The 24,873-nt window shown below is 70.3% G+C and carries 25 protein-coding genes; 12 read left to right on the forward strand and 13 right to left on the reverse strand.

Annotation, left to right across the window (positions count from 1 at the left end; all coding sequences use genetic code 11):
• Positions 1–75 precede the first annotated feature (75 nt).
• Genes egtA through egtD form a run of 4 tightly spaced genes read left to right on the forward strand, consistent with a single transcriptional unit; the run spans position 76 to position 4,449 of the window.
• Entirely contained in the window at positions 76–1,398 is a 1,323-nt protein-coding gene (gene egtA / locus OG844_RS13410; protein WP_406390174.1) for an ergothioneine biosynthesis glutamate--cysteine ligase EgtA, read from the forward strand.
• Positions 1,395–2,735: an ergothioneine biosynthesis protein EgtB gene (gene egtB, locus OG844_RS13415; RefSeq protein WP_406390176.1), complete on the forward strand. Its 1,341-nt coding sequence runs from the start codon at positions 1,395–1,397 to the stop codon at positions 2,733–2,735. Before egtA ends, egtB begins: the two co-directional genes overlap by 4 nt.
• Entirely contained in the window at positions 2,735–3,490 is a 756-nt protein-coding gene (gene egtC, locus OG844_RS13420; RefSeq protein ID WP_406390178.1) for an ergothioneine biosynthesis protein EgtC, read from the forward strand. Before egtB ends, egtC begins: the two co-directional genes overlap by 1 nt.
• Positions 3,487–4,449, forward strand: coding sequence for an L-histidine N(alpha)-methyltransferase (egtD, locus tag OG844_RS13425; RefSeq protein WP_406390180.1), 963 nt, complete (start codon positions 3,487–3,489; stop codon positions 4,447–4,449). Before egtC ends, egtD begins: the two co-directional genes overlap by 4 nt.
• On the opposite strand, the gene OG844_RS13430 is transcribed toward egtD, so the two are convergent.
• The 3 genes from OG844_RS13430 to OG844_RS13440 all read right to left on the reverse strand — a co-directional run bounded on the left by OG844_RS13430 (position 4,392) and on the right by OG844_RS13440 (position 7,474).
• Positions 4,392–5,231 (reverse strand): lysophospholipid acyltransferase family protein, encoded by an 840-nt coding sequence (locus OG844_RS13430; protein ID WP_406390182.1) that lies wholly within the window; start codon positions 5,229–5,231, stop codon positions 4,392–4,394. The two genes, egtD and OG844_RS13430, sit on opposite strands and share 58 nt — an antisense overlap.
• On the reverse strand, positions 5,228–6,049 hold the full coding sequence (locus OG844_RS13435) for a GNAT family N-acetyltransferase (protein WP_406390184.1): 822 nt from the start codon (positions 6,047–6,049) through the stop codon (positions 5,228–5,230). The genes OG844_RS13430 and OG844_RS13435 overlap by 4 nt, the downstream gene beginning before the upstream one ends.
• Positions 6,050–6,220: 171 nt before the next feature.
• The gene (locus OG844_RS13440; protein ID WP_406390186.1) at positions 6,221–7,474 is read right to left on the reverse strand and encodes an extracellular solute-binding protein; all 1,254 of its coding nucleotides are present in this window, start codon (positions 7,472–7,474) and stop codon (positions 6,221–6,223) included.
• 201 nt (positions 7,475–7,675) lie between these two features.
• Between OG844_RS13440 and OG844_RS13445 the strand changes: the two genes are divergently transcribed.
• The gene (locus OG844_RS13445; protein WP_356421674.1) at positions 7,676–7,891 is read left to right on the forward strand and encodes a dodecin; all 216 of its coding nucleotides are present in this window, start codon (positions 7,676–7,678) and stop codon (positions 7,889–7,891) included.
• Here OG844_RS13445 and OG844_RS13450 read toward each other — a convergent pair whose 3' ends face one another.
• A complete protein-coding gene (locus tag OG844_RS13450) occupies positions 7,892–8,380 on the reverse strand; it encodes a hypothetical protein (RefSeq protein WP_406390189.1) in 489 nt (162 codons plus the stop codon).
• A 37-nt stretch (positions 8,381–8,417) separates the two neighbouring features.
• On the opposite strand from OG844_RS13450, the gene OG844_RS13455 reads away from it, so the two are divergent.
• Positions 8,418–8,987: a type 1 glutamine amidotransferase domain-containing protein gene (locus OG844_RS13455; RefSeq protein WP_406390191.1), complete on the forward strand. Its 570-nt coding sequence runs from the start codon at positions 8,418–8,420 to the stop codon at positions 8,985–8,987.
• A 144-nt stretch (positions 8,988–9,131) separates the two neighbouring features.
• Positions 9,132–9,323: a DUF6381 family protein gene (locus tag OG844_RS13460; protein WP_406390193.1), complete on the forward strand. Its 192-nt coding sequence runs from the start codon at positions 9,132–9,134 to the stop codon at positions 9,321–9,323.
• A gap of 106 nt (positions 9,324–9,429) precedes the next feature.
• On the opposite strand, the gene OG844_RS13465 is transcribed toward OG844_RS13460, so the two are convergent.
• Genes OG844_RS13465 through OG844_RS13475 form a run of 3 tightly spaced genes read right to left on the reverse strand, consistent with a single transcriptional unit; the run spans position 9,430 to position 12,831 of the window.
• A complete protein-coding gene (locus tag OG844_RS13465; RefSeq protein ID WP_406390195.1) occupies positions 9,430–10,176 on the reverse strand; it encodes a succinate dehydrogenase/fumarate reductase iron-sulfur subunit in 747 nt (248 codons plus the stop codon).
• Complete coding sequence (locus OG844_RS13470; protein WP_406390197.1) at positions 10,173–12,122, reverse strand: fumarate reductase/succinate dehydrogenase flavoprotein subunit; 1,950 nt, start codon at positions 12,120–12,122, stop codon at positions 10,173–10,175. The genes OG844_RS13465 and OG844_RS13470 overlap by 4 nt, the downstream gene beginning before the upstream one ends.
• Before the next feature lies 1 nt (position 12,123).
• Positions 12,124–12,831 (reverse strand): succinate dehydrogenase, encoded by a 708-nt coding sequence (locus tag OG844_RS13475; protein ID WP_406390199.1) that lies wholly within the window; start codon positions 12,829–12,831, stop codon positions 12,124–12,126.
• Between the two features lie 96 nt (positions 12,832–12,927).
• Between OG844_RS13475 and OG844_RS13480 the strand changes: the two genes are divergently transcribed.
• Positions 12,928–13,902 (forward strand): LysR family transcriptional regulator, encoded by a 975-nt coding sequence (locus tag OG844_RS13480; protein WP_406390201.1) that lies wholly within the window; start codon positions 12,928–12,930, stop codon positions 13,900–13,902.
• Positions 13,903–13,945: 43 nt separating this feature from the next.
• On the opposite strand, the gene OG844_RS13485 is transcribed toward OG844_RS13480, so the two are convergent.
• The 3 genes from OG844_RS13485 to OG844_RS13495 form a co-directional block, all read right to left on the reverse strand.
• Complete coding sequence (locus tag OG844_RS13485) at positions 13,946–16,120, reverse strand: putative bifunctional diguanylate cyclase/phosphodiesterase (RefSeq protein WP_406390203.1); 2,175 nt, start codon at positions 16,118–16,120, stop codon at positions 13,946–13,948.
• Complete coding sequence (locus OG844_RS13490) at positions 16,117–16,935, reverse strand: SAM-dependent methyltransferase (RefSeq protein WP_406390206.1); 819 nt, start codon at positions 16,933–16,935, stop codon at positions 16,117–16,119. The genes OG844_RS13485 and OG844_RS13490 overlap by 4 nt, the downstream gene beginning before the upstream one ends.
• 203 nt (positions 16,936–17,138) lie before the next feature.
• Complete coding sequence (locus OG844_RS13495; protein ID WP_406390208.1) at positions 17,139–18,101, reverse strand: SCO0930 family lipoprotein; 963 nt, start codon at positions 18,099–18,101, stop codon at positions 17,139–17,141.
• Positions 18,102–18,847: 746 nt separating this feature from the next.
• Between OG844_RS13495 and OG844_RS13500 the strand changes: the two genes are divergently transcribed.
• Positions 18,848–19,615 carry a hypothetical protein gene (locus tag OG844_RS13500; protein ID WP_406390210.1) on the forward strand — a complete coding sequence of 256 codons (768 nt, stop codon included), beginning with the start codon at positions 18,848–18,850 and terminating at the stop codon, positions 19,613–19,615.
• Between the two features lie 165 nt (positions 19,616–19,780).
• Complete coding sequence (locus OG844_RS13505) at positions 19,781–20,326, forward strand: hypothetical protein (RefSeq protein WP_406390212.1); 546 nt, start codon at positions 19,781–19,783, stop codon at positions 20,324–20,326.
• A gap of 98 nt (positions 20,327–20,424) precedes the next feature.
• On the opposite strand, the gene OG844_RS13510 is transcribed toward OG844_RS13505, so the two are convergent.
• Positions 20,425–21,048 (reverse strand): hypothetical protein, encoded by a 624-nt coding sequence (locus OG844_RS13510; RefSeq protein ID WP_406390214.1) that lies wholly within the window; start codon positions 21,046–21,048, stop codon positions 20,425–20,427.
• A gap of 313 nt (positions 21,049–21,361) precedes the next feature.
• Between OG844_RS13510 and OG844_RS13515 the strand changes: the two genes are divergently transcribed.
• Positions 21,362–22,024: a class F sortase gene (locus OG844_RS13515; RefSeq protein WP_406390216.1), complete on the forward strand. Its 663-nt coding sequence runs from the start codon at positions 21,362–21,364 to the stop codon at positions 22,022–22,024.
• A gap of 25 nt (positions 22,025–22,049) precedes the next feature.
• Here OG844_RS13515 and OG844_RS13520 read toward each other — a convergent pair whose 3' ends face one another.
• Entirely contained in the window at positions 22,050–22,895 is an 846-nt protein-coding gene (locus OG844_RS13520) for a polysaccharide deacetylase family protein (RefSeq protein ID WP_406390218.1), read from the reverse strand.
• Positions 22,896–23,060: 165 nt separating this feature from the next.
• Between OG844_RS13520 and OG844_RS13525 the strand changes: the two genes are divergently transcribed.
• Complete coding sequence (locus tag OG844_RS13525; protein ID WP_406390219.1) at positions 23,061–23,522, forward strand: universal stress protein; 462 nt, start codon at positions 23,061–23,063, stop codon at positions 23,520–23,522.
• A 66-nt stretch (positions 23,523–23,588) separates the two neighbouring features.
• Here OG844_RS13525 and OG844_RS13530 read toward each other — a convergent pair whose 3' ends face one another.
• Positions 23,589–24,800: a CapA family protein gene (locus OG844_RS13530; protein ID WP_406390220.1), complete on the reverse strand. Its 1,212-nt coding sequence runs from the start codon at positions 24,798–24,800 to the stop codon at positions 23,589–23,591.
• Positions 24,801–24,873: the final 73 nt, after the last annotated feature.

Consider the following 24,873-nt stretch of genomic DNA (forward strand, 5'->3'; position numbering starts at 1 on the left):
CCCACAGGGGCACCCTTGTGCGAACTCTCGGTAAGGGTTTGGGTAGTAGGGAAGCATCCCAGGAGGAGGCCAAGCATGCCCCCGGACACACCCGGCGATCGCAGTTCGCCCGTTGACGCGGAGCTCCTCGGCGAGGACGAGGCCGAGGATCTGCTGCGCGGCATATGTTTCAAGACAGGTCCGCCCCGGACGGTCGGTGTGGAACTCGAATGGCTCATTCACGACCGTGAGCATCCCGAAGTCCCCGTCTCCCACGACCGGCTCGTCGCCGCCGCGGACGCCGTGCGCGGCACTCCGCTCGACGCGGCCCTGACCTTCGAACCCGGCGGTCAGCTGGAGCTCAGCTCGCAGCCCGCCGCCTCCCTCATGGCGTGCATCGACCGGACCGCCGCCGACATGAGGACCGTGCGCGAGACACTCGGCCGGGCCGGTCTCGCACCGGTCGGACTCGGCGTGGATCCGTGGCATCCCCCACGCCGCCTGTTGCAGGAGCCCCGCTACGCGGCCATGGAAACCGCCCTCGACCGGTCCGGGACCGCCGGTCGCGCCATGATGTGCACGTCCGCGTCCATCCAGGTCTGCCTGGACGCCGGTGAGGAGGAGCCGGGGCCCCTGGGCTACGGGCGGCGCTGGCAGCTCGGGCACCTGCTGGGCGCGGTCCTCGTTGCCGCCTTCGCCAATTCGCCCTTCCGGGAAGGGCGGCGTTCGGGCTGGCGCTCGACACGGCAGTCGCTGTGGGCGGACCTCGATCCGGCGCGGACGCTTGCACCGAGCAGCCGTCTCGCGCCCCGCGACGCCTGGGCTGCGCATGCCCTGGACACGCCCGTGATGTGCATCCGCGACGGCGACGCCCCGTGGGCCGTACCGGACGGGCTGACGCTCAGGGACTGGATCCGGGGTGCCGGGCCACGGCCTGCGGTGCGTGCCGACCTCGACTACCACATCACGACGCTCTTCCCACCGGTACGCCCGCGCGGACACCTGGAACTGCGCATGATCGACGCCCAGTCCGGCACCGACGGCTGGCTGGTACCGCTGGCCGTGACGACCGCCATGTTCGACGACCCGGAGGCAGCCGAAACCGTGTACCGCACCGTCAAGCCCCTCGCCGAGACCGCCGGCTCGCTGGCCGCACCCCGCAACCCCCTCTGGACAGCCGCCGCCCGTGACGGGCTGAGAGATCCGGAACTGGCCTCGGCGGCCGCCGCCTGTTTCGCGGCCGCACTGGAGGCGCTGCCCAGGATCGGGGCGAGCGACCACGTGCAGAACACCGTCGCCGCCTTCCACGACCGCTACGTGGCCCGGGGCCGATGTCCGGCCGACGACCTGCTCGCCCCCGCGGCGGCGCGGTCCGGCACCGGGACCGCCCCGCGGCACGGAAGGGGGCCGGCCCGATGACCGACACACCTGCGTCTCCCACCGAACCCGTCCTCGACCCCGAGGCCCTGCGCAAGCGCGCCCTGGCCGCGCTCCTCACCGCCCGCGAGCGCACCGCGCTGCTCACCGACAGCGTCGACGACCACGAACTCACCGCCCAGCACTCGCCGCTGATGTCGCCCCTGGTCTGGGACCTGGCCCACATCGGGAATCAGGAGGAACTGTGGCTGCTGCGCGCCGTGGGCGGCCGTGAGGCGATGCGCCCGGAGATCGACGGCCTGTACGACGCCTTCGAGCACTCCCGCGCGAGCAGGCCCTCACTGCCCCTGCTGGCGCCCGCGGAGGCGAGGACCTATGCCGCCGACGTACGCGGGCGGGCTCTGGACATCCTGGACGGTGCGGCGTTGCACGACGGCGGCCGGCGGCTCGAGCGGGCGGGCTTCGCCTTCGGCATGATCGCCCAGCACGAACAGCAGCATGACGAGACGATGCTGATCACCCATCAGCTGCGGTCGGGGCCGGCGGTGCTCAGCGCGCCGGAGCCGCCCGAGCCCACCGACGCGGTGTCCCGGCCGGCCGAAGTCCTCGTCCCCGGAGGCCCCTTCACCATGGGCACCTCCACCGAGCCCTGGGCACTCGACAACGAACGGCCCGCCCACCGGCGCGAGGTGGCGGCCTTCTTCATCGACACCGCTCCGGTCACCTGCGGCGCCTACCGGCGCTTCATCGACGACGGCGGGTACACGGACGTGCGCTGGTGGGACCCTCGTGGCTGGGCCATGGTCCGGGAACACGGGCTCACCGCACCCCTGTTCTGGCACCGGGACGCCGGGCAGTGGCTGCGCCGGCGCTTCGGGGTGACCGAGCCGGTGGCACCGGACGAGCCGGTTCTCCACGTCAGTTGGTACGAGGCGGACGCGTACGCCCGCTGGGCGGGCCGACGGCTGCCGACGGAGCCCGAGTGGGAGAAGGCGGCCCGTCACGATCCCGTCTCCGGACGTTCGCTGCGCTATCCCTGGGGCGACGAGGACCCGACACCCGAGCGGGCGAATCTGGGCCAGCGCCACCTGCGCCCCGCCGCCGCGGGTGCGTACGCGGCCGGCCGGTCCCCGTCGGGCGCGGGGCAGCTGATGGGCGACGTGTGGGAGTGGACGTCGAGCGACTTCCTGCCCTATCCGGGCTTCGCGCCGTTCCCGTACCGGGAGTACTCGGAGGTGTTCTTCGGCCCCGATCACAAGGTGCTGCGCGGCGGTTCGTTCGCCGTGGACCAGGTGGCCTGCCGCGGTACGTTCCGCAACTGGGACCTCCCGGTGCGACGCCAGATCTTCTCCGGCTTCCGGACCGCGAGGGATGCCTGATGTGCCGTCATATCGCCTGCCTGGGGCCGCCTATGACCCTGGGCGAGGTGCTCGTGTCCCCGGCACACTCGCTCGTGCGCCAGTCCTGGGAGCCGCGCCGCCAGAAGTACGGCACGGTCAACGCCGACGGTTTCGGGGTCGGCTGGTACGCGGACGGCGATCCCGCTCCGGGGCGCTACCGCCGCCGGGGGCCCATCTGGGGCGACGAGACATTCGCCGATCTGGCCCGCGTGGTGCGCAGTACGGCTGTTCTCGCCGCGGTCCGTGACGCGACATGGGCGGGCGCGGACGGCGAGGCGGCCGCCGCACCCTTCGCCGCCGGCCGCCTGCTGTTCAGTCACAACGGGGCGGTGAAGGGCTGGCCGGCCTCCCTGGCACCGCTGGCCGGCGCCCTGCCGCCCGTGGAGCTGCTCGCGCTGGAGGCACGGACGGACTCGGCACTGATCTGGGCGCTGATCCTCCACCGGATAGCCGCGGGCGACGCGATACCGCAGGCGGTCGCCGACACCGTTGTCGACATCGCCTCGGCCGCCCCCGGTTCGCGCCTCAACCTGCTGCTCACCGACGGCTCCACGATCGTGGCGACCGCGTGGGGCGACTCGCTCTGGTATCTCGACCAACCGGGCCGCCGCATGGTGGTGGCCTCGGAGCCGTACGACGACGATCCGTACTGGCGCGAGGTTCCCGACCGCACTCTGCTGGCCGCGACCCGCACCGACGTTCTACTCACCCCGCTCAAGGAGCCCACTGAGTGAGTCCCTTTCTGCTGACCCGCACCCTGCCGCTGGACGCGACGGACGCGGCGCTACGCGCCGACGTGCTGAGCGGCCTGACCCGGCACCCGAAGACGCTGCCACCCAAATGGTTCTACGACGCGCACGGCAGCGACCTGTTCGAGGAGATCACCCGGCTGGCCGAGTACTACCCGACCCGTGCGGAACGGGAGATCCTGATCGCGCACTCCGCGGACATCGCGGCGGCGTCCGGGGCGCGGACCCTGATCGAGCTGGGATCCGGTTCCTCGGAGAAGACCAGGCATCTGCTGGACGCACTGCCCGGGCTGCACACCTACGTACCCGTCGATGTCAGCGAGAGCGCCCTGAAGGGCGCGGCCGAGGCGCTGCTGGCCGAGCGTCCCGGACTCTCCGTGCACGCCCTCATCGCCGACTTCACCCACGCCCTGGACCTGCCCGACAGCCCGGGGCCGCGGCTGGTGGCCTTCCTGGGCGGCACGCTGGGCAATCTGCTGCCCCAGGAGCGCGCGGAGTTCCTGAAGTCCGTACGGGCACGCCTGGTGCCCGGCGACAGCCTGCTGCTCGGCACGGACCTGGTCAAGGACGAGGCGACGCTCGTCGCGGCGTACGACGACGCGGCCGGGGTGACGGCCGCGTTCAACAAGAACGTCCTGACGGTGGTGGACCGCGAGCTGGGAGCGGACTTCCAGCTCGACGACTTCGACCATGTGGCCGTGTGGGACCCGGAGCACGAGTGGATCGAGATGCGGCTGCGCTCCCGGCGGGCCCAGACCGTGAAGATCCGGGAGCTGGATCTGGAGGTGTCGTTCGAGGAGGGTGAGGAGCTGCGCACGGAGGTCTCGGCGAAGTTCCGCAAGGAGGGGGTACGGGACGAACTGGCCGCGGCGGGACTGCGGCTGGCTCAGTGGTGGACGGATTCCGCGGGCCGGTTCGCGCTGTCCCTGGCGACGGCCGACTGAGCGGCCCGCGCGAGTGAACGTCTGTCGGGCTCACTGCCGGCCGGGATCGGTGCGAGGACGCTGATCTCGGCCGTGAGCCCGGCGGCCGTCACCACCCTCCAGAGGGAGGCGGCGAGCGGATCGTCCCCGACGAAGGCCGCGGCACCCGCGGTGCTCAGGTCCGCGGTCCGGTACCGGATGCGCACCGGCCGGACCGCGGCGCCCGCGTCGATCGCCGCCTGGAAAGCGGCGGGCCGGAAGCGGCCGCCGGTGCTGCGGCCGCACCAGGTGCTGCCCTGCGGGAAGACGGCGACCCGCGCTCCTGAGCCCAATGCCTGGGCAACGGTCCGTACCGCGCCCGGCAGGGCCCGCAGCCGGTCCCGTTCGATGAACAGCGTGCCGCCGAGGGCGGCCAGCGGTCCGAGCAGCGGCCAGGTCCGGATCTCGCTCTTGGCGACCATCCGGGCCGGGAAGACGGCGGCGACGAGCGGGATGTCCAGCCAGGAGACGTGGTTGGCGACCACGAGCTCCCCCGCCGGAGCGCGTGGCGCGGTCTCCGGCAGGCCGGTGACGCGTACGCGTACGCCGAAGGCCCGCACCACCGTGTACGCCCACCCGCGCACCAGCCGGTCCCGGCCCGCCCCGCCCAGGAGGAGCACGCCCGGTACGCAGAGCACCCCGAGCAGCGTGAGCGTGCACCCGGCGAACAGCAGGGCGGCGGCGGACAGCGGTGCACGACGCTCGCCCCGGTGTCCCGCGCAGTCGTGCGGGGTGCACGGGGCCATGGGCAGCCAGGCACTCATCGCAGTGGGGCGAGCGAGAGGAAGTGGCGCAGGTAGCGCGGGTCGGTGCGGCGCATGGAGAGCAGGACGTAGAGGTCGGCGACGTCGAAGTCCGGGTCGTGGGCGGGGGCTCCGCAGACCCAGGCGCCGAGGCGCAGATAGCCGCGCAGCAGGGGCGGCAGCGCGGCCCGGCCTCCCGGGCCCCCCGCGGGGTGCCCTGAGGCGTCCCAGAGGCGGTGGGGAGTGACCCAGTACTTCTCGGGGGCCAGGTTGTGGGTGCGTACGGTGTCCCAGCTCCTGGCCGCCAGCGCGCCGCCGTCGGCGAGGGGTACGGAGCAGCAGCCGGCCAGCCAGGTGTGGCCCGTGCGCTCCATGTAGCGGGCGAGGCCGGCCCAGATCAGCGCGATCACCGCGCCGTCGCGGTGGGCCGGGTGGACACACGAACGGCCGACCTCGACCAGGTCGTCGCGTATCGGTCCGAGCCGGCTGAGGTCGAACTCGCCCTCCGCGTACAGCCCGCCGGCCCGCGCGGCCCCTTCGGGCGGCAGGAGCCGGTAGGTGGCGACGACGTCTCCGGTGGCCACTTCGCGTACCAGCAGGTGATCGCAGTGGACGTCGAAGGCGTCGCTGTCCAGGCCCGGTTCGGGGCCGTCGAGCCGGGCGCCGAGTTCACCGGCGAAGACCTGGTGGCGCAGGCGCTGGGCGGCGCGTACGTCCTCCTCGCAGGTGGCGAGCGAGACCCGGTACTCCGAGGGGGCGGTGGGGGCCCCGCCCTGCGGAGGGACCGCCGGGGCAGGGACGGGAACGGGCGAGGTGAGGGGCAGGGGCAGCACGGTCATGGCAGTCTCCGGGGACGGATCAGCAGGGCGGCTGCCGGGCTTCCGCTGGAGTGCGACAGCCCGGCCCCCTACTTCTTCCGTGACCGACTGGACTTGGCATGACCGCTACGGAGAGCGGGGATGTGCGACGGCTGAATCCCGGGGGCCGGATCCGGCCGTCTCTCCGGGCCGTCAGCCCGTGGTGAGCTTCGTGGTGATGCGTTTTGACGCCGCCTCCGCCTCCCTCGCCGGATCGCCGCCCTGCAGCACGGCCGTCATGTACGGCTTGATGGGGTTCTCGGCCTCGACGGCGGCCCAGTGGGGGGAGTTGGGTGTGGCACGGCCCTGGGTGGCCCCCTCGGCCATCGCGGCCGTTCCTTCCTGGCCCTCGATGACTCGGGCGAGAGCGGGCTTGTTGGGCACGTAGCTCATCGTCCTGGCAAGGTCCGTCTGCCACTTCTCGCTCGCCAGGGCCGTGATGACGTCGATGCCCGCGGCCCGCTCGTCGGCCTTGTTCGGCACGATCAGGTCCGACCCGCCGGTGAAGACGGCGCCCGGGTTCTCCGCGGTCTTGCCCGGTATGGGGAAGTAGCCGAGCTTGCCCTTGAGGTCCGGATTCGCCTGCTCGATGAGGGCGGCGCTGCCCGGCACGGAGATGATCTGGGCGACATCACCCTTGGCGAACACGTCCGTCTGCGGGGGTGTCTGCTCGTCCGCGTCCTTGGGGCCGTCGCCGAGCGCCTGGAGCTCCTTGTAGAAGTCCATCCCCCTCAGGGCGGCGGGTGAGCCGAGCGCCCCCTGCCAGTCCCCGCCGTTCTCGTCGGCGAGTTCACCGCCCTCGTCCCAGATGAATCCGGCGAGGACGTACCAGTTCTGGCCCGCGAGGTAGATGCCCTGGCGGCCGTCGCTGTCGAGCTTCTCGCTGGTCTCGATCCACTCCTCACGCGTCCTGGGCAGCGCCGTGACCCCCGCCTGGGCGAAGAGGTCCTTGTTGTAGATGACGACACGGTTGGCCGCGTACCAGGGGATTCCGTACTGCTGACCGCTGATGCTGCCCGGCTGCGCCAGGCCCGGAAGCCAGTCCTCGCTGCCCAGGTCACGCATGGACTCGAGGGTGAGGTCGCGCAGTCCACCGCTCTCCGCGTACTGCGCGACCTGGGTGTTGCCGACCTCGATGACGTCCGGGGCGTCGTCGCTGTCGAGTGCTTCCAGGACCTTGGGGCCGATACCGCCCCATTCCTGGATGACAAACTCCAGTTCGATGTCGGGGTTCTCCTTCTCGTACGACTCCGTGAAGCGGTCCAGGAAGCCCTGGGAAGCGCTGTCCTGCATCAGCCAGACGGTCACCGTGCGGCTGTCGGGACCCCCGCCGGGCAGGTAGCCGCAGCCACCCAGCGCGACGGAGGAAACGAGCGCGACGGCTCCGGCCAGTTTGCGGAATTTCACGAGGGTCACCTTCTGCGGAACGGCACGAGGAACAGGACCCGGGTGGGGGGACTGCGGGCGGCGCTCGCACGGGTTGTGGCTCGGAGTTTGGTATGGACCAATCGGCAGGTCAAGGGCCCTGCCGTCGGGAGTGCGAGAACCGCGATCCCTCGCGCGCCGACGCGGAGTGAGGCACCGTGGAATCAGGAAAGGAGACATTAGATGTCTAATCACACCTATCGGGTCACCGAGATCGTAGGAACCTCCGAGGAGGGCCTCGACGCGGCGATCCGTAACGGCGTCGCAAGAGCTTCCGAAACGTTGCACAATCTCGACTGGTTCGAGATGACACAGGTGCGGGGGCATATCGAGAACGGCCGGATCGCCCACTACCAGGTGGGCCTCAAGGTCGGCTTCCGTCTCGACGGGAAGGCCTGATCAGGTACGGCCCTCGCGCTCCTGCGCGTCCTTGAGCGACGACGACGGCACGGCCCAACGGGCACGTACCACCGCGAATCCCGCCAGTTCGGCCGCATCGCAGACCAGTTCGTCGTCGTCGACGAGGACCCGCACCTCACGCTCCCGGCCCAGCCGCTTCAGGATCTCCACCTTGGTGCGGCGGGCCGGCCGCCTGTCGTCGTTGCGCCGCATGTGCACGTGGCCACGCGGCAGCCCTTGCTGCTCCAGCCACGCCAGGGTGTCCCGGCGGCACCGCTCGGGGCGGCCGGTGAGGTACACGATCTCGCACTCCTCGGCGCTCGACAGGGCCAGGCTCACTCCCTCCTCCAGCGGGGGGTCGTCGACCGCCGCGGCGAAGAACCCTCCCCAGTCGCGCCGGGCGCCTTCGAGGAAGTGCTGTCGGTGGCCGCTGTCCGCGAGCGTCCCGTCCAGGTCGAACACGGCCAGCGGCCGGGCATCGTCATTCACCCGCTCACCCTAGAAGACATGGCGAAAGGACAGGCGTATGACGGGCAATGACCTCAGCGGACGCCGAGTGCTCGTGATCGTGACCAACTACGGCGTCGAACAGGACGAACTCGTGCTGCCCGCGCGGCATCTCCGCGGCCGCGGAGCCGCCGTGGACATCGCCGCCGAGTCCCTGGACGTCGTGCGGACGCTCGTCGGCGACAGGGACCCCGGCGAGAACGTGCGGCCGTCCCTGACGCTGACCGATGCCGGTCCGGCCGGCTACGACCTGCTGCTCGTCCCCGGCGGAACACTCAACGCCGACTCGCTGCGGCTGCAGGAGCCCGCCATGGACCTCGTCCGCTCGTTCACGTCGTCGGGCCGCCCGGTGGCGGCCATCTGTCACGGGCCATGGGTGCTGGTCGAGGCGGGAGTCGTCGAGAACAAGACCCTCACCTCGTACGCCTCACTGCGGACGGACATCCGCAACGCGGGCGGCAACTGGGTCGACGAGCCGGTCGTCAGCGACGACACCGGCGGCTGGCTCCTGGTCACCTCGCGCACACCGGACGACCTTCCGGACTTCCTCCACGAGGTCGACAAGGAACTCGCAGCAGTGGGTTCCTGAGCCGGGACCCGTACGCGGCTGCTCCTCGTTCCTCCAGGAGCAGCCGACGCCGTCGAAGGGAAGCGGGCCCGGTCCCGAGATGCAGGTTCGGCGATGCGCTGATTCGCTGATGCTGTCCGCTCCCCCACCGATTCAGGAGTGATCATGAGCGTTGCAGGTGAACCCGGCGGCCGTGCCCGGCAGCTGCGTGCCAAGGCGCAGGAACTGAAGGAGGCCGCAGAGCGCGCCTCCGACCCCGAGCAGCGCCGGCGGCTCCAGGACAAGGCCCGCCGCCTGCAGGAGCAGAGCGAGCAGGAGAGCAGCATGCGGGACCGCGGAATGGACCCGATGGTGTAGAGCCTCGCTCCACACTGCCGGTGGTCCTCCCCTGTTCGGCATCGACGGGGAGGACCACCGGCAGAGCTGTGTACCGGGGTCAGCGGGGTCAGCGGGGTCAGCGGGGTCAGCGGCGTACCTTGCGGGTGGCCCGCAGCCACTCCTTGTTCATGGCCGCGATCGAGGGCAGCGGGATGCCCTTGGGGCAGGCCGTGGCGCACTCGCCGGTCAGGGTGCAGCCGCCGAAGCCTTCTTCATCCATGGTGGCGACCATGTCGAGCACCCTTGTCTCGCGCTCGGGTGCGCCCTGCGGGAGCACGTTGAGATGGTTGATCTTCGCCGAGGTGAAGAGCATCGCTGATCCGTTGGGGCAGGCCGCGACGCAGGCTCCGCAGCCGATGCACTCGGCGTGCTCGAAGGCGAAATCGGCATCCGGCTTGGGCACGGGGGTGGCGTGCGCGTCGGGCGCCGTGCCGGTCGGGGCGGAGATGTATCCGCCGGACCGGATGATGCGGTCGAAGGCCGAACGGTCCACGACGAGGTCCTTGACGACCGGGAAGGCGGAGGCGCGCCACGGCTCGATGTCGATCGTGTCGCCGTCCTGGAAGGAGCGCATGTGGAGCTGGCAGGTGGTGGTACGTTCCGGGCCGTGGGCATCGCCGTTGATGACGAGGCTGCATGCGCCGCAGATGCCTTCGCGGCAGTCGTGGTCGAAGGCGACGGGCTCGTCCCCGCCGAGGATGAGTTCCTCGTTGAGGGTGTCGAGCATCTCCAGGAACGACATGTCCTGCGAGATGCCGTCGACTTCGTAGGTGGCCATGGCGCCGGGCGCCTCGGCGTTCTGCTGGCGCCAGACGCGCAGGGTGAGCTTCATGCGTAGCTCCGCTGGGTGGGGTGGACGTACTCGAAGACGAGGTCTTCCTTGTGCAGGACGGGGGCGTCGCCGGTGGCGTCGAACTCCCAGGCGGCGGCGTAGGAGAACTCCTCGTCCCGGCGGGCGGCTTCGCCGTCCTGGGTCTGCGACTCCTCGCGGAAGTGGCCGCCGCAGGATTCGGCGCGGTGCAGGGCGTCGAGGCACATGAGCTCGGCGAGCTCCAGGTAGTCGACGATCCGGTTGGCCTTCTCCAGGGACTGGTTGAACTGTTCGCCGGTACCGGGCACCTTGATGCGGCGCCAGAACTCCTCCCGGATCTCCGGGATCCGGTCCAGTGCCTTGCGTAGCCCTTCCTCGGTACGGGCCATGCCGCAGAACTCCCACATGAGTGCGCCGATCTCACGGTGGAAGGAGTCGGGGGTGCGGTCGCCGTCGACGGCGAGGAGCAGATTCAGCCTGTCCTCGGTCTCCGCGAGGGCTTCGGTGACCGCCGGGTGGTCGGCGTCGATCTCCTCGGCGTGCGGGTGGCGGGCCAGGTAGTCGTTGATGGTCGACGGCAGGACGAAGTAGCCGTCGGCGAGGCCCTGCATCAGCGCGGACGCCCCGAGCCGGTTGGCCCCGTGGTCGGAGAAGTTGGCCTCGCCGATCGCGAAGAGGCCGGGGATCGTGGTCTGCAGGTCGTAGTCGACCCAGAGCCCGCCCATCGTGTAGTGCACGGCAGGGTAGATCCGCATCGGGGTCTCGTACGGGTTCTCCGCGGTGATCTGCGCGTACATGTCGAAGAGGTTGCCGTACTTCTCCTCGACCTTGTCCCTGCCGAGCCGCTGGATGGCCTCGGCGAAGTCGAGGTAGACGCCCTGCCCGCCGGGGCCGACTCCGCGGCCCTCGTCGCAGACGTTCTTCGCGGCGCGTGAGGCGATGTCGCGGGGTACGAGGTTACCGAAGGCCGGGTAGATGCGCTCCAGGTAGTAGTCCCGCTCGTCCTCCGGGATCCGGTTGGCGGGGCGGTCGTCGCCCTTGGCCCTGGGGACCCAGATGCGCCCGTCGTTGCGCAGTGACTCGCTCATCAGCGTCAGCTTGGACTGGTGGTCACCGGTGCGCGGGATGCAGGTGGGGTGGATCTGGGTGAAGCACGGGTTGGCGAAGTACGCGCCGCGCCGGTGGGCCCGCCAGACGGCGGTGGCGTTGGAGTTCATGGCGTTCGTCGACAGGTAGAACACGTTGCCGTAGCCGCCGCTGGCCAGGACGACCGCGTCGGCGAAATGCGTGTCGATCCTCCCGGTGACCAGGTCGCGGGCGACGATGCCGCGGGCCTTCCCGTCGACGACGATCAGATCGAGCATCTCGGTACGGGCGTGCAGTTCGACGTTGCCTGCGGCGATCTGGCGGGACAGCGCCTGGTAGGCCCCGAGGAGGAGCTGCTGTCCCGTCTGTCCGCGGGCGTAGAAGGTACGGGAGACCTGGACGCCGCCGAATGAGCGGTTGTCCAGGAGGCCGCCGTACTCGCGCGCGAAGGGAACACCCTGGGCCACGCACTGGTCGATGATCTCGACGGAGATCTGGGCGAGCCGGTGGACGTTGGACTCGCGGGCGCGGAAGTCGCCGCCCTTGACCGTGTCGTAGAAGAGCCGGTGGACGGAGTCGCCGTCGTTGCGGTAGTTTTTCGCGGCGTTGATTCCGCCCTGCGCGGCTACGGAGTGGGCGCGCCGCGGTGAGTCCTGGAAGCAGAACTGGACGACGTGGTAACCCTGTTCGGCGAGGGTCGCACCTGCCGAGCCGCCGGCCAGTCCGGTGCCGACGACGATGACGGTGTGCTTGCGGCGGTTGGCCGGGTTGACCAGTCTCGCCTGGAAGCGGCGGGTGTCCCAGCGCTCGGCGACGGGTCCTTCGGGCGCCTTGGTGTCGACGACGGGTTCGCCGGTCGCGTAGTTCGTGTAGTCCCTCATGTCAGCTCACCACTCCGGTCATGACCGCCAGGGGAACGGAGACGAAGCCCACCGTCAGCACCACGGCGAAGATGTCGGCCAAGGTCTTCAGCACCCTGTCGCGGGTCGCGTTGCCCACGCCGAGGGTTTGCGCCGCGCTCCAGAATCCGTGCTGGACGTGCAGGCCCATGGCGAGCACCGCGACGATGTAGACGGCGTTGCCGTACCAGGTGGAGAAGGTGTCGAGCACGTTCTGGTACGGGTGTCCGGACTGGAATCCGCCGGTGTGCACGGTGCCGGTCGTCAGGTCGAGGATGTGCCAGACGATGAACAGCGCCAGGATGATGCCGCCCCAGCGCATGGTGCGGGTGGCGTAACTCGCGCGCGCCTTCTTGTGGACGTACGCGATCGGGCGCGCCCTGATGTCGCGGCGGCTCAGCTGGTACGCGGACACGGCGTGCAGTACGACGGCCGCGACGAGCACCACGCGGATGATCCACAGGGCCCACTCGTAGTGCAGGAAGGGTTCACCGAGGGTCCGGAGCCAGTGGGCGTAGTGGTCGAACTCGTCGGACCCGAAGAAGATCTTCAGGTTGCCGAGCATGTGGACGCTCAGATATCCGAGCATGATCAGGCCACTCACAGCCATGATCATCTTCTTGCCGACGGACGAGCCCCAGAGCGTACGCGTCATGGACGGCCGTCGGTCCGTCCGCGTTGCCAATGCCATGGACACGACGCTAGGGCCGAAGGGCACCATCGGTCCAAGACATGAAACTACTCATGTCCATAGGCATTCACTATGCAGGCCGCTATCGTCGGTTCCATGCACTTCCAACAGCTCACCTATTTCGTGGCGGTCGCCGAGGCGAAGCACTTCACCCGGGCCGCCGAGGAGGTGCACGTCTCGCAGCCGTCGCTCTCGCAGCAGATCAAGGCGCTGGAGAACGAGCTGGGCGCCGAGCTGTTCAGCCGCGCCCGGGGCAACATCGCGCTCACCGACGCGGGCGAGGCACTGTTGCCACTGGCCCGCCGGATCCTGGCGGACGCCGAGACGGCACGGCACGAGGTGCAGGAACTGGTGCAGCTGCGCCGGGGGCGGATCAGGCTGGGCGCCACCCCGAGCATCTGCACGGGTCTGCTGCCCGACATGCTGCGCGCCTTCCACGATCTGCATCCGGGGGTCCAGCTCCTGATCGAGGAGGGCGGCTCCCACGACCTCGTACGGGGGCTGGCCCGGGGCGCGCTGGATCTCGCGTTCCTCGTGCTGCCGCTGCCCGCCGCGTCGCCCGCGCTGACCACGGTGGAGCTGCTGCAGGAGGACCTGGTGGTGCTGTCGTCGCCCGCCCGGCCGGCTCCCGGCCACGAGGGGCGCGTCCGCATCGCGGATCTCGCGGACGAGCCGATGGTGATGTTCCGGCACGGCTACGACCTGCGGGAGCTGACGGTGGCCGCCTGCCGCGCGGAGGGCTTCGAGCCGTCGTTCACGGTGGAGGGCGGCGAGATGGACGCCGTGCTGGGCTTCGTACGGGCGGGGCTCGGGATCGCCGTTGTCCCCCGCATGGTCGCCGTACGGGCCGGCCACGACCTGCGAACGACACCGCTGGCCCCGCCCGGCCTGCGGCGCACCATCGCGCTCGCGCACCGCAGCGACGTCGCGCCGCCGCGGGCGGCGCGGGAACTGCGGCGGGTACTCCTGGCCATGGGCGCCGACGGGCCCGGAGCCGCGGACGGACCGGACACGGCAGTGCCGCCCACCGCGTCCCCAACCGCCGGCCGGTCCGGCCCGTCCGGCGGCTGAGGACGAAGCGCCTTACCGAGTACGGCGGTTGAGGACGAGTCCCTCAGACCGCGTCCGCCAGGAGCAGGGAATGAATGCGGTCCGGCGCCCCCGGTCGCGCGTAGTACCAGCCCTGAGCCGTGTCGCAGCCCAGCCGGCGCAACTGCTCGGCCTGGGCGCCGGTCTCCACGCCCTCCACGGTGACCGCGAGGTCCAGGCTGTGGGCGAGCGAGACGATCCCCTCGACGATCTTCAGGTCGACCGGGTCGGCCGGATGGTGTTGCATGCCCTGCGTGAAGGAACGATCCAGCTTCAGCACGCTCACGGGCAGACGGCGCAGGTTCGCCAGGTTCGAGTAGCCGGTCCCGAAGTCGTCCAGAGCGATGTCGACGCCCATCTCCGCCAACTGCCGCAGCGGCTTGAGGAGATCGTCGTCGGCACCGATCAGCGCCGACTCGGTCACCTCCAGGCACAGAGCGCCCGGATCCAGTCCGTATCGTTCCAGGACGTCGACGGTCTCGGCGACAAGCCTCGGGTGGTGCAGCTGCGTCGGCGAGAGGTTGACGTTGATCCGGAGCGGACCGCCGTCGGTGTGACGCTCCGTCCAGTACTTGGCCTGGCGGACGGACTCCTCCAGCACCCAGCGGCCGAGCGGCACGATCAGCCCGGTGTGCTCGGCGAGCGCAATGAACCGGTCGGGGCCCAGCACACCGTGCTGCGGGTGACACCAGCGCACGAGCGCCTCCGCACCGTGCACGCTGCCGTCGCCCAGGTGCACCAACGGCTGGTACTCGATGAAGAACTCGCCGCGGTCCAGGGCAGCGGGCAGAGCCGTCGTCAGCCCGTGCCGGGTGATGGCACGGGCGTCGGCCTCGGCGTCGGCGATGGCGAACCGGTTGCCACCCGCCGACTTGGCGCGGTACATGGTGATGTCGGCGCTGCGCAGTACCTCGGCGGCGGTACGTTCGCCCGACGGCCCCTCGACGACGCCGATGGACCCCCGTACCGTCAGTTCCCGGCCGTCGAGCCGGATGGGCGTGGCGAGCGCCGAGAGGATCCGTCCGGCGAGCTCGTCGACCTCGTCCTCGGTACGCGGACCGGTCGTCAGGGCGACGAACTCGTCCCCGCCCAGGCGTGCGACCATCTCGCCCCGGGCCGTCGCGCAGCTCTGCAACCGGTCGGCGACCTCGACCAGGAGCCGGTCGCCCGCCGCGTGGCCGAGGCTGTCGTTGATCGCCTTGAACCCGTCGAGGTCGAGATAGCAGAGGCCGAAGCGCATGCCGTCCTGGGCGGCGAGCGCCTTCTCCAGACGCTCGAAGAACAGGGTCCGGTTGGGCAGCCCCGTGAGCGCGTCGTGCGTGGCCTCGTAGCGCAGCCTCAGGTTGAGCAGCCGCCGCTCGGTGGTGTCCTCCATGAGGGCGAGCTGGTACTCCGGCCTGCCCTCGGTGTCGCGCAGCAGCGAGACCGTGAGGTTGGTCCACAGCACGGTGCCGTCGTTGCGGTAGTAGGCCTTCTCCACGCGGTAGTGCTCACGTTCTCCGCGCACCAGCTCGTTGTAGTACCTCCATACCTGCGGCGAGTCCTCGGGGTGGACCCACTCGTTCACCTTGTGGCTGCGGACGTGGTTCTCCAGGCCCCCGAACATCCGGGTGAGCGTGTCGTTGATCTCCAGGATGTTGCCTTCGAGGTCGGCGATTCCGATCCCGATGGCCGCGTCCTTGAACACGGCACGGAACCGCGCCTCCGTCGCGTGCAGCGCCTGCTCGGCGTGCGAGCGGGCGGTGAGCGCCGAGCGGGCGATGGCTTCCTGCTCGACGAGCGTCCGCTCGCGCAGAGCCTGGGTGAATCCGCCGGCGAGCGCGTGCTGCATCCGCGCACAACGGGCCCGGCCGTCCTCGGTCGACAGCTCCGCTGGGCCGTTGTTGCCGCAGTAGAGCACCAGGTACGAGTCGACGACGCCGAGTGTGGAGCTGAGGGCGTCGGGATCCGTGCAGTGGGCGGCCACCAGTGCGGCCCCCACCCGATGTGCGGAGGCCGCGTCGAAGGGCCGTGCGTGAAGGATCTGGCTGAGCTCCCGGGCGAGCGGCAGCAGATGCTGCTCGAACTCCGGACGGGTCATGGACGTGGCCGTGGACGGAAAGATCGCCCGGCTCCAGATGGTGGCGAATCTCCGGAGCCGGCCCTCGGGGCCGTCCGGTTCCGCGTCCGGTGCGCCGGACGCCTGGGCGGGAATGCTCACGCCTTGCGTCCAACCCCGGCGAAGCCCGAGAAGGCGAACGGGTCTTCCTGCGCCCGCGCCTCGGGGTTCTCGGGACGCCAGTCGGGCATCGAGACGAGGCCGGGCTCGACCATCTCGTATCCGTCGAAGAAGCGGCTGACCTCTTCGCGGGACCGCATGATCAGCGGATTGCGGATGTTGCGGTAGACGCCGACCGTGCCGCCAGCGTCCTCCTGGGAAAGCGGAATCCCCTCGTACGAGGCGTGGGTCAGGACGAGCAGGCTGCCGGGAGCCAGCGACTCGCGCAGCTCGGCGACCGCCTCGTACGGGGAGTCGGCGTCCTCGACGAAGTGGAGCACCGCCACGAGCAGCAGGGCCACCGGCTTGTCGAAGTCGAGCAGTCCGCGGATCTCCGGGCTCTCCAGGATCTCCGCGGGCTTGCGCAGATCCGCCGCGGCGACCACGGTCCGCTCGTTGCCCTCCAGCACCGCCTGGCTGTGTGCGACCGCGACCGGATCGTGGTCGACGTACGCGATCCGGGCCTCCGGGTCGGCCGCCTGGGCGACTTCATGGACGTTCCCGAACGTCGGTATGCCCGATCCGATGTCCAGGAACTGGCTGATACCCGAAGTGGTGGCGTAGTGGACGGCCCGGCGCATAAATGCGCGATTCGCCTGCATGATCTTGGGAAGGCCCGGCATGAACTCCATGGCCTTACGGGCCGCTTCCCGGTCCACCTCGAAATTGTGCGAACCGCCCAGATAGAAGTCGTACATGCGAGACACGCTCGGCACCGAGATGTCAATGCCCTGCGGTGCCCAGGCGGGACGCTCCATCGATGTCTCCAACAAGTCGCCACGGCGATCCGGCCATGTTCATGGTCAGTGTTGACCAGAGGCTACTGATCGACCGCCAAGAGAGCGAGTGGAAACGGAAATTAGAGATCCGTTATTGGTCACACACCGGTGGCATGTGCAACCGGTCCGTCGCTGCGCGTAAACACCCAGCGACGGACCGGCACTGCAAGGCCTCTTCGGTACTACTTGGAAGCGCCGACGAGCTTCGAGTCGGGCGCCACCGCGTACCATGTGCCCCCGACACCTTGGCCGTTGGTGTCTCCGGGCTCGAGGTCACCGGAGAAGGTGTAGATCGGCCAGCAGTCGAGGGTCTGCTGCTTGATGCCGTCGGGACGGTCGAAGGTGGTGAATCCCTTGGTGGTGACGCCCTCGACATCATTCTTCGACACGGGACTGACGACGGGCCACTTCTTGAGGCACTCTCCCGTGCACGCGGTCTTCATCGGCCATGCCGAGTCCTTCTTGAAGCGGTAAACCGTCATGCCTCGCTTGTCGACGACGATCTCTCCGAGTTTCGGGTCCTTACGAACCGAAAGTCCGGCGAGATCGGCGGGTTCCGCACCGGCGGGGCCATCCGCGTTCACCGCGGCCTTCTTCCCGTCCGGAGCCGAGGCGAACCACGTACCTCCGACGCCCTGCCCGTTCGCTTCTCCGGGCCCGGTGTCCTTCGCGTACCGGTACATCGGCCAGCCGTCGACGGTCAGCTGCTTGGTGCCGTCGGCCCGTGCGACCTCACCCATCAGTGCGGCATCGGTCCCCGCCGCGGCCTTGGCGTCACCCGCGAGCACCACCGGCCAGGTCTTCGCACAGTCGCCCTCGCAATTCGACTTCGGTGGGCTCGCGGTGTCCTTGTCGAAGCGGTAGAGCGTGAAGCCCTCGCTGTCGGTCAGCACCTTGCCCAGTTCCTTGCTGTCCCACACCGCGAGCTGCCCGGCCTTCTTCGGTCCCGCCGCGTCAGCACCCGTGTCGGAGCCGTAGCCCCCGTCCGAGCCGTATCCACTGTCGGCCGGCTGCTGCGCGGGGGCCGCGTTGCCCACGGCCTGGCCGTTGGGGGTCGCGGTGCCCTTCTCCTGACCGCACGCCGTCGTCAGCGCCAACAGGGCCACCGTCGTCACCGCGAGCGAGGCGTTCCGCCAGGTATTCATGTCGACTCCCGTTGTCCTTCTGCCGGTTGCGACGCGAGTCCGCGTCGTTCATGGCTCTAGGTACGGGCGAGTGGTCCCCGTCCGTTCAACGGGTCACCGAAAAAGTTTCTCCGGCCGCAAACGCGAATCGACGAATGTCCCCACCATCAGGCGAATCGACTTCCCGCTCCGCGTGCCGCGGGGCAACGGGGAACATGATCCCCGGCGTGTACGGATCACGCATCGTGCGGCTCATAGCCGCCACCTCCCTGCTCTGGCTGTCCGCCGTCCCGGCGCCCGCGGTCGGTGACAACTGCGCGGTGGCCTCCATCGGTCAGGGGGACGGCAGTTCGTCGGTCGCCGTGTCGGGTGACGGGCAGTGCGAGGCGGTCATCGCCGAGCCCGAACCGGCCCCGCCTCCGCCCCCTCCGCCCGCTCCACCACCGCCTCCCCCGCCCCCTCCACCGCCGCCCCCTCCACCACCGCCACCTCCACCCCCTCCGGCCCCCGCGCCGCCCGAACCGGAACCGGAACCCACGCCGCCACCGCCGTCGCCCACGGCACGTCCCGCACCGCCCTCCCCCAGGCCTGTGGCACTCCCCGCCTACCGGAAACCGGCCCGCAAAACGCCCCGGGCCGGCCCTTCGCTGGTCTCGCTCACCCTGGTGATCACAGCTCCCGCCGTCTTCGCGGTGGCCGTACTGCGGCCCCGCTCGTCCCGATGACCGATGACCGATGAAGACCCAGAAGACCGATGAAGGAAGCCCATGTCGGAATGGCTTGTTCTGACCATTGCCATGGCCTCGGCCTGCGCCGTCGTCCTGACCATCGCAGTCCTCAACAACCGCCGTATCGGCGAGGACGACGATCCGTCAGAGACGCCCGACGTCATCGAGTACATGACCATGATGATCGGCGTGGTGTACGCGATCGTGCTCGGCCTGGCCATCGCGGGCGTCTGGGAGGGCCGCAGTGCCGCCCAGGAATCGGTACGCCTGGAGGCCCAGGCGCTGCACGAGGTCAGCGCGCGGGCAGCCGTGTACCCGGTCGAGGTACGCGACCGGATCCGCGGCGATGTCGACGCCTACGTCTCGTACGTCGTCGACGAGGAGTGGAGGGCGATGACGGAGCACAGCAGCCTCACCGAGGAGGGAACACGGCTCCTGGACCGGCTGCGGGCCGACGTCACGGAGTACAGGCCGCGTACGGACCACGAGGGGCAGGCGTACCAACCGCTGGTGGACCAGGTGGCCGCCGTCGACGACGCGCGGGGCTCCCGGGGCCAGAACGCGGGCGCGACCATGCCGGGAGTCGTATGGTTCGGCCTGATCACGGGGGCGCTGGTCACGGTCGGGCTGATCTTCACGCTCCAGATCCGCAGAACGTTCCGCGAACTGCTGCTCGCCGGTCTCTTCAGCGTCTTGATCGCCTTCCTGCTCTTCCTGATCTGGGATTTCGACGCCCCCTTCGGCCGGGGCATCTCCGCCACCCCTGCCCCGTTCACCGATCTGTTCCCGCACGCCACGGGCGGATAGGACGGCCTGCGGGTGCGCCGGCCGAGGGACAAGGCTGCCCCATTTGCCGGACCCCGATCGCGGGTGATATGTACCACTTCTAGCGTTTCGGGCATCGAGGTGCATTTCTCATGCCTTGCGGAAATCCGTTCCGCAGCTGCTCCTCGGGGACCCGGAGGATCCACCATGCGCGCGATACGTGTCGCACCCGCCGCCCTACTGGGCGCGGCCGCCTGCTTCCTGATGGCACCGGCCGCATCGGCCCACGTGCTCACAGGCAGCACGTCCTCGTTCACGCCGACCATCACACCGTCGACGGTCGCGCCGGGGGGCCAGGTCACCCTCGGCGCGATGGGGTGCACCAGTGACGCGACCGCGTTCTCGGGTGTGTTCGACACGACCACCATCCCGCGAGGCAGGTCGGCCACCGTCACGGTGGACTGGGACGCCAGGCGCGGGGCTGTCTACGAGGTGACCTTCCGCTGCGGCAACTCGACGCGGACGGCCGACCTCTCCATCACGAGCGGTGCCACGAGTTCCCCCACGAACACCCCCACCACCGCTCCCACCACCAGCTCCACCGCGTCTCCCAGCGGTGTACTGGGCGGGCTCGGCGGCAGTGTCGACACCATGGACCCCGGCGAGATCGCAGCCGGGGCCGCATTGGTGACGGTCGCCGCAGCCGGGGCCACGTACGTCCTGCGCAAGCGGCGCACCGGCCGTCAGCACTGACGCTTCCACACAATTCCACGGCGCACGACAGTCGCCCCGGGTCCTGGTCCAGGACTCGGGGCGACGGGCGTATCGGGCCGGGCGGGAGGTTCGACGCCTTACATTGCCGCATGGCTCATCCGGCGGCGAACGATGAAGACGGCACCGCCGACAGCCGCCGCGGCGACAAGACCGCCTCCGATCTGCATCTCGATCGAGCTCGGCCCCATGGAGCCACCGAGGCCGCCCTGCGCACCCCGGCTGGGGAGCACGGTGAAGCGGGCGGTCGCGACGGACGCGTCGTTGTCGCCACGGCCACCGCGCTCATCGCCGTTGCCGCCCTGACCGCCCTGGCCGCCGTTGCCGCCCTGACCGCCGTCGCCACCGTTACCGCCGGTGCCGTTGCCGAAGTTGTTGTCGCTCTCGTTGCACTTCACGGACAGGCTGTACTGCCCGGGTGTCGCGTTGTCCCGGATGCGGGGGGTGGCGTAGCCGACGCGCCCGGGCGAGAGGTTCACCGTCGGGAAGGCGTTCGACCACACCTTGCCGCCGGCTCGGCCGCATCCCTCTGCACTGACCTGCAGGGTGGCGCCCTGGTGGACGGAGGACGGGTTGACGGTGACGTTGGTCGGGGCGGTGCTCGGGTTGCCGCCAGGGCCGCCGCCGGCGATCGCCATCGGAGCAGCGAGCCCGACCGCGGCGAATGCGGTCGCGGTCACCGCGAGAGTGCGTGAAGCACGCATCTTTGAACCTCCAGCGGGAAGCGCCCCGGAGTCCTGATCCCCGGGATGAATCGACGAGAACGCGTCCCATGACGAACCCTCACCAGATACCGCAAATGTTGCACTTCGGCGCTGCTCCACATCGGTGATCCGACACGCCGTGCGACTGCCCCGAAATCTGACGGACCCGCAGGTCACGGACCGTCAGAACTTTTATCTGCTGATTACTCCGAAGTAGAGGGCGCCCCCGTGGCCGCCACCCGTTCGCTCTTCCCTGATCGCCGCCGCACCGCCCCGCGCCTAGCGTTTGCGATGTCGCGACGAAGGGAGAACCATGGGCCGGGACCACTGGGGCGCCGAGCGGAGCAGACGCACACCTTGGGGCGCGATCGCCCTGGTGATGCTCACCGGGCTCGCCCTCATGCGTAATGGCGTCGAGACCTCCCCCGGACCACCGCAGCCCGCCGCAGCGGCCTCCGTGGCGGGCCCCCGGGACGTGGCGGCCGCCGCACCGGACGAGGGCGAACCGGTACAACCGCTGCCGTACGCGCCCGCCGCCCGGGTACAGATCCCGTCGATCCAGGTGGACGCCCCCGTGATCGACGTGAACCTGGATCCGGCCGGCTGGATCGAGGCGCCGCCCGCGCAGGACCCGAACCTCGCGGGCTGGTACCAGAACGGCATCGCGCCGGGACAGCGCGGCACGGCCGTCATGGTCGGCCACGTGGACAACCTGTCGGGCCCCGCGGTCTTCTACGGCCTGGGCTCCCTCCAGAAGGGCCTGCGCGTCGAAGTGGCCCGCTACGACGACCGGGTCGCGGTGTTCGAGGTGTACGGGGTCGAGGTGTTCTCCAAGAACGACTTCCCCGGAGCCCGGGTCTACGGCGACACCGGGTACTCCGAGCTCCGGGTCATCACGTGCGGCGGCGGCTATTCGAAGGCCGGCGGGTACGACGGGAACGTGGTGGTCTTCGCCCGGCTGGTCGAGACGCGCTGACCTTCGGGAAGGCGCGCCGCGGCCGTCAGGTGCGGTGCGGGACGGTCAGTCGGTAGCCGTCCTCGATCAGCGCGGGCAGATACCGGCGCAGGGCGGCGACGCTCTGGGACCGGTCGCCGCCCGCGTCGTGCGACAGCACCACGACGCCCGGTGCCGCGCCCTTCCGGATCCGGCGCACGATGGTGGATGTACCCGGTGTGGTCCAGTCCAGCGAGTCGACGGTCCAGGCCATCGGTTCCATGCCCATCGAGGCGCCGATCTCGAAGGAATTACGGTTCCAGGCTCCGTACGGGGCCCGGTACCAGAGCGGCGCTGCCCCCAGGGTCCTCTCGATCACGTCGCTGGTCCTGCCGAGCTCGGCACGGATCGCGCGCCTGGGGAGCGCCGGGATCAGGGGGTGCGACCAGGAATGGTTGCAGACCACGTGCCCGTCCGCCGCCATCTCACGCAGCAGGTCCTGGTTGCCCTCCGCCATCTCCCCGCAGACGAAGAACATCGCCCGGACCCCGTACCTGCGCAGGGTGGCCAGGATGTCCGGTGTGTACGAGGGGTCCGGGCCGTCGTCGAAGCTGAGCACCATGGCGTCGTGCCCCAGGTCCGGCAGCTCCTCGAACGGCCGGGTGCGCACCGGTGGCGCTTCGGGCCGGAACCGGGGCGGGGCGTGGGAGGTCATGGGCCGCAGGCGGTACCCGGCCGGGGGCGTCCGCGCGCCCCCCGGAGAGCCGGCGGCACCCGTGGGCGGCTCTCCCCCCGGACGCGGAGGCGTACCCGCCGGGTCTGCGGCGATCATGTGTACGACGGTGGCGGCCCCGAGCCCGAGGGCGAGGCGCAGGAGCGTGCGGCGTCCTGCCGGGATCTGATCATGTTTCATGGCCAACTGCTCGCACGCTGTACGGCCCTGACCTGTCGGCGACACCAGGTGCGCGGCAATGTGCACCCGATGGGGGGAGTGCGCCGACAGGGGCGGACGGGGACGTCTCGGTCCGCACGCCGGCCGGCTCGGGTTCCCCGCCGGAGTGCGGATAACCTCACTGCCGTGACAGACCAGCGACACGACCGGTTCGAACGCGGCACGGACGGCCCCAAGGTGATCGTCGCGGGCATCGACGGGACCGACTCGTCGATGCGGGCCGCGGCCTACGCCGCCGGCCTTGCACGCCGTCAGAACGCCATGCTCGCCCTCGTCTACGTCCAGCCCGTGATCCCGGCCGGCGCAGCACTGGGCGCACCGGTCTCCGGAGCGACGGAGGAGATCGCCGAGGAGCTGGTGAGCGAGATCAGGACGGCGACCGAGCGGCTCAAGGACATATGGAATGTCCGCTGGGAGTTCCACACCTTCCGCGGCGATCCCTACAACGGGCTCGTGACGGCTGCGGACGAGCTGAAGGCGGACGCCGTGGTGGTGGGTGCGTCGGAGTCCGCCGGGCACCGGTTCGTGGGTTCGGTGGCGGTCCGGCTGGTGAAGGCCGGGCGCTGGCCGGTCACGGTCGTCCCGTGACCCCGCGGTCGTATCGACGTCGTTCCGGACACCCGGACGTCCGGACGCCTCGACCCCGCCGGCAGGCTACTTCCCCATCACGAGTCCGTCCTGGCCGGCTCCACGGCTGAGGACGACGTCGCGAATCCGGTCACGGGCTTCCCTCCGGTGGTCCGCTCCGCCCTCCACGGCCGCGTCGAGGTTCCACGCGCGCCCGGTGACGGGGTCGAACCGGTGGGCAATGAATTCGGCCTTGCTGACCGTCCAGCGCTCCCCGGGTTTCGCCGGCGGCGCGAAGGTGAAGCGGCCCATCGAACTCTCGTTGCCGCGCGGATCCTGGGCGCCGTCGTGATTGACCATCGCACCGGAGACGTGGTCACCCATGCCGTAGACGATCCAGGTGCCGTTGACGTTCTCGTACGCCTGCGGGACATGGGCGTGGGTGCCGAGGATCAGGTCGATGTCGGGGCGGCCACCTGTCACGGAGGCCGTGAGTTCCCGGCCCAGCGCGAGCTGGTCCTCGTCGGGTTCGTCCTGCCACTCCGTACCCCAGTGCAGGGAGAGGACGACGACGTCGGCGCCGGCGCGGCGGGCCGCCCGCGCGTCCGCGACGATGCGGTCCCGGTCGATCAGGTTGACCGCCCAGGGCTGGCCCGCGGGCAGTGGCATGTCGTTGGTTCCGTAGGTGTACGCGAGGTGCGCGACCTTCGGGGCCTGCTTGCCCCGACCGGCCTTGAGCAGGGTGGGGCGGCCCGCCTCGGCCGAGGAGCGGGCGGATCCGGCGTGCGCGATGCCGGCCTTGTCCAGGGCGTCGAGGGTGCGCCCGATTCCCGGCGCCCCGTCGTCCAGGGTGTGGTTGGACGCCGTGGAGCAGGAGTCGTAGCCGGTGGAGCGCAGTGCCTGTGCCACCTCGGGCGGCGACTTGAAGGTGGGGTAGCCCGTGTAGGGGCCGCCGTGCTCCCCGTACACCGTCTCCATGTGACAGATGGCCAGATCCGCACCCGAGACGGCGGGAACGGAGTCCCTGAGCATCGGGCGGAAGTCGTAGCCCCGGCCACCCGCGTCCGCCGCGGCCCGGTCGATGACGGACGAGTGCGGCAGGATGTCGCCCGAGGCCAGGAGCGTGAAGGTGCGCGCGCTGTCCGCTCCTCCGCCGCCCGCCCCGCTGCCGCCCCCGTCCGCGGACAGCTGGCGCCCGGCGAAACCCGGGGGCGTGGACTGCTGGCCGGTACAGGCCGTCGCGGCGGCGAGCATTCCCGCGACGGCGATCACCGCGCCTTGTCGGATGCGCTTCGTCATCGGCACGACTCCCAGTTCGGATGATTTCGGCCCTATGAATACACATATATTCATACTGGCGAGTCAAGAACAT

This window comes from Streptomyces sp. NBC_00887 (assembly GCF_045207585.1).

What these genes read in the sequence shown, in the direction of transcription:
- egtA (WP_406390174.1), top strand. Translation starts at nt 76, where the DNA reads ATGCCCCCGGACACACCCGGCGATCGCAGTTCGCCCGTTGACGCGGAG.
- egtB (WP_406390176.1), top strand. Translation starts at nt 1,395, where the DNA reads ATGACCGACACACCTGCGTCTCCCACCGAACCCGTCCTCGACCCCGAG.
- egtC (WP_406390178.1), top strand. Translation starts at nt 2,735, where the DNA reads ATGTGCCGTCATATCGCCTGCCTGGGGCCGCCTATGACCCTGGGCGAG.
- OG844_RS13430 (WP_406390182.1), bottom strand. Translation starts at nt 5,231, where the DNA reads ATGAGTGCCTGGCTGCCCATGGCCCCGTGCACCCCGCACGACTGCGCG.
- OG844_RS13435 (WP_406390184.1), bottom strand. Translation starts at nt 6,049, where the DNA reads ATGACCGTGCTGCCCCTGCCCCTCACCTCGCCCGTTCCCGTCCCTGCC.
- OG844_RS13445 (WP_356421674.1), top strand. Translation starts at nt 7,676, where the DNA reads ATGTCTAATCACACCTATCGGGTCACCGAGATCGTAGGAACCTCCGAG.
- OG844_RS13455 (WP_406390191.1), top strand. Translation starts at nt 8,418, where the DNA reads ATGACGGGCAATGACCTCAGCGGACGCCGAGTGCTCGTGATCGTGACC.
- OG844_RS13460 (WP_406390193.1), top strand. Translation starts at nt 9,132, where the DNA reads ATGAGCGTTGCAGGTGAACCCGGCGGCCGTGCCCGGCAGCTGCGTGCC.
- OG844_RS13465 (WP_406390195.1), bottom strand. Translation starts at nt 10,176, where the DNA reads ATGAAGCTCACCCTGCGCGTCTGGCGCCAGCAGAACGCCGAGGCGCCC.
- OG844_RS13470 (WP_406390197.1), bottom strand. Translation starts at nt 12,122, where the DNA reads ATGAGGGACTACACGAACTACGCGACCGGCGAACCCGTCGTCGACACC.
- OG844_RS13475 (WP_406390199.1), bottom strand. Translation starts at nt 12,831, where the DNA reads ATGGCATTGGCAACGCGGACGGACCGACGGCCGTCCATGACGCGTACG.
- OG844_RS13480 (WP_406390201.1), top strand. Translation starts at nt 12,928, where the DNA reads ATGCACTTCCAACAGCTCACCTATTTCGTGGCGGTCGCCGAGGCGAAG.
- OG844_RS13490 (WP_406390206.1), bottom strand. Translation starts at nt 16,935, where the DNA reads ATGGAGCGTCCCGCCTGGGCACCGCAGGGCATTGACATCTCGGTGCCG.
- OG844_RS13495 (WP_406390208.1), bottom strand. Translation starts at nt 18,101, where the DNA reads ATGAATACCTGGCGGAACGCCTCGCTCGCGGTGACGACGGTGGCCCTG.
- OG844_RS13500 (WP_406390210.1), top strand. Translation starts at nt 18,848, where the DNA reads ATGTCGGAATGGCTTGTTCTGACCATTGCCATGGCCTCGGCCTGCGCC.
- OG844_RS13505 (WP_406390212.1), top strand. Translation starts at nt 19,781, where the DNA reads ATGCGCGCGATACGTGTCGCACCCGCCGCCCTACTGGGCGCGGCCGCC.
- OG844_RS13510 (WP_406390214.1), bottom strand. Translation starts at nt 21,048, where the DNA reads ATGCGTGCTTCACGCACTCTCGCGGTGACCGCGACCGCATTCGCCGCG.
- OG844_RS13515 (WP_406390216.1), top strand. Translation starts at nt 21,362, where the DNA reads ATGGGCCGGGACCACTGGGGCGCCGAGCGGAGCAGACGCACACCTTGG.
- OG844_RS13520 (WP_406390218.1), bottom strand. Translation starts at nt 22,895, where the DNA reads ATGAAACATGATCAGATCCCGGCAGGACGCCGCACGCTCCTGCGCCTC.
- OG844_RS13530 (WP_406390220.1), bottom strand. Translation starts at nt 24,800, where the DNA reads ATGACGAAGCGCATCCGACAAGGCGCGGTGATCGCCGTCGCGGGAATG.